Source organism: Sandarakinorhabdus sp., assembly GCF_041689835.1.
Taxonomy (GTDB): Bacteria; Pseudomonadota; Alphaproteobacteria; order Sphingomonadales; family Sphingomonadaceae; genus Sandarakinorhabdus.
In genome coordinates this window covers 1-8243 of sequence record NZ_JBDNFM010000244.1, presented here as the reverse complement: position 1 = coordinate 8243, position 8243 = coordinate 1, and the positions used below count along the sequence as shown (strand labels likewise).

Below are 8243 nucleotides of genomic sequence, written 5' to 3'. Positions count from 1 at the left end.
GCGCGAGAATAAGCTCCATAACCTCCAGCGTTTGCCCGGCAGACACCTGGCGGCGGCGCAGCGTGTCGCGGTCAAAGACAGCAGCGGGTTCCGGCGCGGCGCGGCCGGGCAGATCCTCGAAATTGGTGAAGCCGGCGACCAGCGCGGCATAATCCTGCGCGCCGGCCACCTTGGCCTTGATTTGCGCATCGGAATAAAAGCGCGACGGCGCGGCATCGCTGTGTGGCCGCGTCGACTCGGCGTCGAGATCGACGGCGATCATTTCGCCGGGGCCGAGAGCGCCCTTTTTCACCACGTCGGCTTCGGGCACCACCACCATGCCGGCTTCGCTGCCGGTGATCAGCAGGCAGTCGCGGGTGAGGCAATAGCGCATCGGGCGCAGGGCGTTACGGTCGAGGCCGGCGACCACCCAGCGGCCATCGGTCATCGCCAGCGCAGCGGGTCCGTCCCACGGCTCCATCAGCGACGCGAAAAACGCATACATGGCGCGGGTGGCAGGATCGAGGCTGGCGTCACGCTGCCACGCCTGCGGGATCAGCATCAGCTTGGCAGTAGGTGCATCGCGGCCCGAACGCACAAAGGCTTCGAACACCGCATCCAGCGCCGCGGTGTCGGACGCGCCGGCGGGGATCAGTGGCTTGATGTCTTCGCTGTGCTCGCCGAATGCGGCTGCGGCCATCTTGATCTCGTGGCTTTTCATCCAGTTGGTGTTGCCGCGGATCGTGTTGATTTCGCCGTTGTGCGCCAGCGTGCGGAACGGCTGCGCCAGCCACCACTGCGGGAAGGTGTTGGTGGAATAGCGCTGGTGGTAAATGGCAAAGCGCGAAATGAAGCGCTCGTCGTTCAGATCGGGGTAGAACTGGCTGAGCGATTCCGCCAGAAACAGCCCCTTGTAGATGAGGGTTCTGCACGACAGCGAGCAGAAATAGAAACCCTGGATCTGGGCTTCGATCACCTTCTTTTCGATGCGGCGGCGGATCAGGAACAGATCCTTCTCGAACTGGTCCTTGCTGTCATCGCTCACGGCTTGCGGGCCAGCGATCATGATCTGCTCGATCTCGGGGCGGCTCAACATCGCCTTGTCGCCGATGCAGCTGATATCCACCGGCACCTGCCGCCAGCCATACACCTTGTAACCAAAACCGATGATTTCGGATTCGACGATGGTGCGGCAGGCTTCCTGCGCGGCCAGATCGGTGCGCGGCAGGAACACCTGGCCCACCGCAAGCAAGCCCGCGACCGGCTTTTGCCCGTGGCGCTCGACATGCTCATGAAAGAAATCGATGGGGATTTCGACCAGTATGCCGGCTCCGTCCCCGGTTTTGCCATCGGCATCAACGGCGCCGCGGTGCCACACCGCCTTCAGCGCGTCGATCGCCGCCGTCACCACCCGGCGCTGCGGCCGGCCATCGGTGGCCGCCACCAGCCCGACGCCGCAGGCATCGCCCTCAAGATCGGGGCGATACATGCCAACATCGGCGATGCGGGCGCGTTCTGCGGCGCTCGCAGTGAAGGGGGCGATGAAGGGGGCAGTGAACGGCGTTTGGGTCATGGCTTGCGTCCCGGCTGGGGCTGCGCGTTGCTCAGCGGGGCGAGTGCCGCGCCCAGACGCTTGGCATTGGCCTGCATGGCGGCATCGATCTTGGTGCCGATCAACCGGCCGGTGGCGTTGGACAGTTCGGCGGCCACCAGCGGTTCCTTGCGGATCAGCGCCTGGCCCGTCGGCGTGCGATAAAAGGCCAACAACGCGTTCAATTCTGCCGCGGTGAACTGACGGGCATAGGCCTGGCCGGCCGCGGCCACCACCGCATTCAAATTCTGGTTCACCACGCCTTGCGCGATTTCGGCCTGAATCGCGCCGGCCTTGGCCATCACCGGATCAAATTTGGCCTTGTTGGCCTGATAGGCCGGCATGAACCCGGGCTGCTGGGCCAGCATCGCGCGGATCACCGCACCCGATTTCATCTGGCCGATGCTGTTCGCCATCTGCGCCTGCAATTTTGCCTTTACGCCCAATTGCGCAACCACCGCAGCGCCCGCTTGCACGGCTGCCGGATCCAGCTTTGCCGGTGCAGGCCGGGCAGCCTGAGCGTTGGCAGCACCGGCCAAGGCAACAGCAGCAACAGCCGCAAACATCGATTTCATCATCATCGTCCTTGAAATTGGTGCAGGCAAAATCACGCGGCCCGGGCTGCTGTGACAGCACCCACTTGGGCGCGCAAATACTGGTGCATCGCCGCCGCCACGTCACGCCCGTCGCGCACGGCCCACACCACAAGGCTGGCCCCGCGCACAATATCGCCGGCGGCAAACACACCATCGATGCCGGTCATCATCGTCTTGTGATCGACACGGCACGTGCCCCAGCGCGTCACCGGCAAATCCGGCGCGCCAAACAACGTTGGCAGATCTTCGGCATCGAAACCCAGCGCCTTGATCACAAGATCGGCGAGCAGGGTGAAGCGGCTCTCCGCATCCGGTTCGGGGCTGCGGCGGCCATCGGCGCCGGGCTGGCCCAGCCGCATGCCCTGCGCAACCACGCCCGCGGCTGTGATTTCAGCCGGGGCCGCCAACCACACGAATTCCACGCCCTCTTCCTCGGCATTGGCCACCTCGCGCACCGAACCCGGCATGTTTTCACGGTCACGGCGATACAGGCACTTCACGCTGGCGGCGCCCTGGCGCACAGCCGTCCGCACACAGTCCATTGCGGTATCGCCGCCGCCGATCACCACGACATGCTTGCCAGCTGCATCGAAGGTGGCGGCATCGGACACCACATCGCCAAAACCGGCGCGGTTAGCAGCGATCAGAAAATCGAGCGCTTCCATCGCCGCCGGGCCGTCAGCCCCCGGCACCTCGACGGCGCGCGCCTTGTACACCCCGGTCGCGATCAGCACCGCATCATGGCGCTCGCGCAGATCGGTGAGGCTGGCATCACGGCCCACCGCGAAATCCTGATGAAAATGCACGCCGCCCTCACGCAGCCGTTCCACCCGGCGCATCACCACCGGCTTTTCCAGCTTGAACCCCGGGATGCCATAGGTCAGCAGCCCACCGGCGCGGTCGTGCCGATCATAGATGTGCACGTCGTAGCCCTTCACCCGCAGTGCCTCGGCAGCCGTAAGACCCGCCGGGCCAGCGCCGATGACGGCAACGCTTTGCCCCGAACGGTCGGCAACGGGCTTCAGCGGCTTGACCCAGCCCTGTTCCCAGGCATTGTCGGTGAGGAATTTTTCCACCGCGCCGATGGTGACGCTGCCAAAACCTGGTTCGATCACGCAATTGCCTTCGCACAACCGATCCTGCGGGCAGATGCGGCCGCAGATTTCCGGCATGGCGTTGGTCGCGGCCGAAACCTCATAAGCTTCTTGCAAGCGACCTTCCGCCGTCAGCTTGAGCCAATCGGGAATATTGTTCTGCAGCGGGCAATGCACCTGACAGAACGGCACGCCGCACTGGCTGCAGCGCCCGGCCTGTTCCTCGGCCTTGGCAAGGATATAGGGCCGGCTGATCTCGAGGAAATCATGCGCACGAGTTTCCGCGTCGCGCTTGGCCGGATAGGCCTGATTGCGGTCAACGAACTTCAGCAATTTTGTTGCGCCCATCGCCGCCTATCCTTTTACAGACGTCGGCGAAACCATATCAGGGCCAGTTTGTCACGCAAAAAGCGACTTTTATGACAGCCATACTGTCCTAAATCGAGACGGAATGGCAGAATTGAACGGCCCCCTGCGGATATTATAACCGTTTCGGCCCTATCGTAATGCCAACCACACCAGCGCGGCACTGCCAGCTGCGATTCTGTACCAGGCAAAGGGTGCAAAGCCAAAGCGGCTGACCAGCGCGACAAAGCCTTTCACCACCGCCAGCGCCACCACGAAGCTGACCGCAAAACCAATGCCGATTGCCGACAGGTTGGACGCATCCAGCGTATCGCGGTTCTTCCACAGCATCAGCACGGTGGCACCCGAAATGGTCGGCACGGCGAGGAAGAAACTGAATTCCGCCGCCGTCTTGCGGTCCACCCCCAGCATCAGCGCCGCCATGATGGTGGCGCCCGATCGCGACACGCCGGGGATCATGGCAACGCACTGGCCCAGCCCGATCAGCAGCGAATTGCGCGTCGTCAGCGTCTCCACGCTGAACACCCGCGGCTTGCCCATGCGCTTTTCAATCCACAAGATCACAAAGCCGCCGACGATCAGCGACACCGCGACGGTGGTGGGGCTTTCCAGCATCGCCTCCACCGCCTTGATGAACAGCACGCCCATGATCGCAGCCGGCAAAAAGCCCAGAAACACGTTGCGGATGAAGGCAAAGGCGCTCGGTTCGCGCATCAGCAACCCTCGCGCCACGCCCATGAACCGGCCCCAATAGGCCACCAGCACGGCCAGAATGGCGCCGGACTGGATGGCGATATCGAACGTCGCGCCGGCCTCCCCCGAAAAACCCAGCAGTTCGCCCGCCAAAATCAGGTGGCCGGTGGAGGACACCGGCAGATATTCCGTCAGCCCTTCGACGATGCCGAGCAGTATGACGGTCAGCAGATCAGGCGAGTTCACGCATCAGGCCCTTGGGCTGCTTTCGCAAAGCGGCCGCCGCGGCGATAGCGCTGCATCATCTCCGGCACGAACGCTGCCAGCGGGGTGGGCGTGATGCCCAGCTGCTCAAGCCCCGGCATGCCGGGGGCGCAGATGTTGCCCAGCTTCAGCATGGCCAGTTGATCGCTGTTCATCGGCATGAAGGGTACGTAATCGCCCACCTTGGCGAGCAGCCCCGACGTGAAATCCGACAGCGCTACCACCGGGCGATTAAGGCCGGTCAAATCCGAAATCATCTTCAGGATTGCCGTGAAGCTCAGCACGTCCGGCCCGCCCAGTTCAAAAATGCGCCCGCGCGCATCGCCGGATTGCAGCGCAGCCACCACCGCATCGGCGACATCGCGCACATACACCGGCTGAAACAGGCTATCCCCGCTGATCGCCGGCAAAAACGGCGCGACGCGGGCCATACCGGCAAAGCGGTTGAAGAACTGGTCTTCCGGCCCCGCCACCAGACTGGGCCGCAACACGGCGGCAAACGGCAGCGCTGCCAGCACCTGCTGTTCGCCTTCGCCCTTGCTGCGCGCGTACGGAATACGGCTCGACGCGTCGGCACCGATAGCCGACATCTGGACATAGTCCGTCACCCCCGCCGCCGCCGCCGCCCGCGCCGCGCGGCCAGCGCCTGCCGCCTGCAGATCGGCAAAACGTTGATTGCCGGATTCGGCCAAAATGCCAACCAGATTGACTCCGGCCGCAGCACCATCAAACGCCGCTACCATATCGGCATCGGAACGCACATTGCCCGAAACCACCTGAATCTGCCCCAGATCGCCAAGCGGTTTCAGGAACAGCGCGCTATCGGCATGACGAGACACCGCCCGCACCCGGTATCCGGCCTTGGCCAACGCCTCGACCACATAACGGCCGATGAATCCGGCACCGCCAATAACGGTAACAAGGGCGCCGACGGCCAGCGGAGAGGTGATGTCTGTGCTGCTGTCGGTCATGGCGGCGTTTTAGCGGCTGAAGGCATGAATGTCTCTGGCCATATTGCCCCGGTGCCCCGCCAGACATGAAACTCCGTCACGCAAAAGATTGACAAACCCCGATTCCGCCCATACTCGCAGCTGCCTACCTCCAAGAAATTGGACAAGGCCCAGATGGCGGAATTGGTAGACGCACCAGCTTCAGGTGCTGGCGCTCGTAAGGGCGTGGAGGTTCGAGTCCTCTTCTGGGCACCAAAATTAAAGAAGGCCGCTCCTGCCGGGGCGGCCTTTTTTGTTGCGCTCGGCCTCCGCCCCGGCAATGATACCTGCAAATTCGCTCAGGGGAGTCTGCAAAAAATGCTGCGTTTGATCGCCATGTTCGCGCTGTTGGCCGCCGCCAGCGCAGCCGCGCAGCCGGCCCCCACCGAGGCCGATTTCACTGCCCGCGATTACCGGTTTTCCGATGGCAAGACGCTTCCGGAGCTCAAGCAGCATTACCGCACTCTCGGCACACCCGTCCGCAATCCAAGGGGCGAGATCATCAACGCTGTGATGGTGGGCCATGGCACCGGCGGCAGCGGGACGCAGTTCCTGCAGCCGCAATTCACCCGGCTGTTTGCGCCCGGCGCGCCGCTCGATACGGCCAAATATTTCATCATCCTGCCCGACGCGATCGGCCACGGCGGATCGTCCAAGCCATCCGACGGCCTGAAAATGGCGTTCCCGGCCTATGATTATGCCGACATGGTGCGCGCCCAGGGGCTGCTGCTCGATCATCTGGGCGTTAAGCAGTTGCGGCTGCTGATTGGCACGTCGATGGGCTGCATGATGGGTTTTCAGTTCGGCATCGATCTGCCCGGCCGCGCCGCCGCGATCATGCCGCTGGCATGCAACGTGATCGAACTGGCCGGGCGCAACCGGCTGTGGCGGGCGATGGCCATTCAGGCGATCAAGGCCGATCCCGATTGGCAGGACGGCAATTACACCAAGCCGCCCTTGAACGGCATGCGCGTGGGCGTGGCGCTGCAGACGTTGGCCAGCTCCGCCCCGGTGCGCATGCAGGCCGATGTGCCCACCCGCGCCGCCGCCGATGCGCTGGCGCAGCGCGCGATGGCCGCCGGGCTGGCCGGCAGCGCCGATGCCAACGACCGCATCTACCAGCTCGATGCCAGCCGCAATTACAAGCCGCTGGCCCGGCTGTCGCGGATCAAGGTACCGGTCACCTGGGTGAACAGCGCCGATGATTTCATCAACCCGCCCGGCATCGGCACGCCGGTCGCCTGGACGCGGGCAATGGCCAAGGGCCGGTTCGTGCTGATCCCCGAAACAGCCGAAACCCGCGGGCACAGCACCCACACCTGGAGCATGTTCTGGGAAGGCGAGTTGGAGGCGCTGCTGGCGCGCAGCCAGTAAGGGGGGGGCGCGTCCCTCACTTAAAAGCCCGAACTATGCTGGCGCAGGCCAGCATCCGCTGTGCCGCATGCGCCCTGCTGCGGGAGCACGTGCACCGGCCCCGCCATGGATACTGGCCTGCGCCAGCATGACGGAGGTAGAAAAGATCACGCCGGGCACTTGCCCGCGCCGGGCCCCTTCACGAACCGCCCCGCTGCCGCACCGGTTGGCTCGCCGTCCTTCAGCACCTGCACGCCGTTGACGAACACGTGGGCGACGCCGGTCGCATATTGCGCCGGCTTGGCGAAGGTGGCGTGATCGCTGATCGTGGCTGGATCGAACACCACCACGTCGGCGAAATAGCCGGGTTTCAGCAGCCCGCGTTCCTTGATGCCCAGATTGGTGACCGGCAGGTGGCTAAGCCGCCGCACTGCGTCCTGCAGGCTGGTCGCCTTTTCCTCGCGAACATATTTGCCGAGCAGCCGCGCGACATTGCCATAGGCGCGCGGGTGATCCTGGCTGAGCAGAAACACGCCTTGCGCCGTGGGTGCGGCGGCGTCGGAGCCAAAGCTCATCCACGGCAGCGCGGTCTGGCGCTTCACATTGGCCTCATCCATCAGGAAATAGGCGGTGCCCACCCGGCTGCCATCCTCGATCACCAGATCGATCGCGGTATCTTCCGGGCTGGTGCCGCGCATCCGCGACACTTCGCCCAGCGTCTTGCCGGTGAGCGGTTTCAGCTTGGGATTCTTGAAGCCCAAAAGCAGCACCTTGTCCGGATCACCGGCCCGGCGCGCCAGATTTTCCCAATCGGCGTTCTCGTCCATCATCTCGGCCTTCACCCGGGCACGGATGGCCGGATCTTTCAGCCGCTCGATCCATTGTTCCAGCCCGCCCGATTGCACCCAGATCGGCATCGCAGCATCCAGCCCGGTGGCGCCGGCGGTGTAATTGTACATGTTGGCGGTGATGCGGATGCCGGAACTGCGCGCTGCCTCGATCTTGGCGATGATGGTGTCGAGCTTGCCCCAGTTGCGCCGGCCCGACATCTTCATGTGCCAGATTTCCGCCGGGCCGCCTGATTGGCGCGCAATCTCGATCAGTTCGTCCACCGCCTGTTCGATGCGGTCGCCTTCGGATCGCATGTGGCTGATATACATGCCGCCGCACGCCGCGCTGGCGCGTGCCAGAGCGATCAGCTCGGGCGTTTCGGCATAGGCGGCAGGCGCGTAGATCATCGACGTGCCCAGTCCCAGCGCGCCTTCGTTCATCGCAGCGCGCACCAGCCCCTGCATGCGGGCCAATTGCTGGGGCGTGG

6 protein-coding genes, 1 tRNA gene and 1 pseudogene are annotated in these 8243 nt (G+C 64.2%); 2 read left to right on the top strand and 6 right to left on the bottom strand.

Annotated features, from left to right (window positions below; genetic code table 11):
- The 5 genes and pseudogenes from ACESL8_RS12700 to ACESL8_RS12680 all read right to left on the bottom strand — a co-directional run.
- Positions 1–1552: pseudogene (locus ACESL8_RS12700) on the bottom strand (glutamate synthase large subunit); the annotation flags it as partial.
- Positions 1549–2145, bottom strand: coding sequence for a DUF2059 domain-containing protein (locus tag ACESL8_RS12695; RefSeq protein WP_372919421.1), 597 nt, complete (start codon positions 2143–2145; stop codon positions 1549–1551). The pseudogene ACESL8_RS12700 and the gene ACESL8_RS12695, both read right to left, overlap by 4 nt.
- Positions 2146–2177: 32 nt before the next feature.
- On the bottom strand, positions 2178–3608 hold the full coding sequence (locus tag ACESL8_RS12690; protein WP_372919419.1) for an NAD(P)-dependent oxidoreductase: 1431 nt from the start codon (positions 3606–3608) through the stop codon (positions 2178–2180).
- A gap of 150 nt (positions 3609–3758) precedes the next feature.
- Positions 3759–4565, bottom strand: a complete 807-nt coding sequence (locus ACESL8_RS12685; RefSeq protein WP_372919417.1) for an undecaprenyl-diphosphate phosphatase — start codon at positions 4563–4565, stop codon at positions 3759–3761.
- Entirely contained in the window at positions 4562–5554 is a 993-nt protein-coding gene (locus ACESL8_RS12680) for a complex I NDUFA9 subunit family protein (RefSeq protein ID WP_372919415.1), read from the bottom strand. The genes ACESL8_RS12685 and ACESL8_RS12680 overlap by 4 nt, the downstream gene beginning before the upstream one ends.
- Before the next feature lie 147 nt (positions 5555–5701).
- Here ACESL8_RS12680 and ACESL8_RS12675 point away from each other — a divergent pair.
- A tRNA-Leu gene (locus ACESL8_RS12675) sits at positions 5702–5788 on the top strand.
- Positions 5789–5890: 102 nt separating this feature from the next.
- On the top strand, positions 5891–6946 hold the full coding sequence (locus ACESL8_RS12670) for an alpha/beta fold hydrolase (RefSeq protein WP_372919413.1): 1056 nt from the start codon (positions 5891–5893) through the stop codon (positions 6944–6946).
- A gap of 146 nt (positions 6947–7092) precedes the next feature.
- On the opposite strand, the gene ACESL8_RS12665 is transcribed toward ACESL8_RS12670, so the two are convergent.
- On the bottom strand, positions 7093–8243 hold a 1151-nt coding region (locus ACESL8_RS12665), incomplete at its 5' end, for an amidohydrolase family protein (protein ID WP_372919411.1).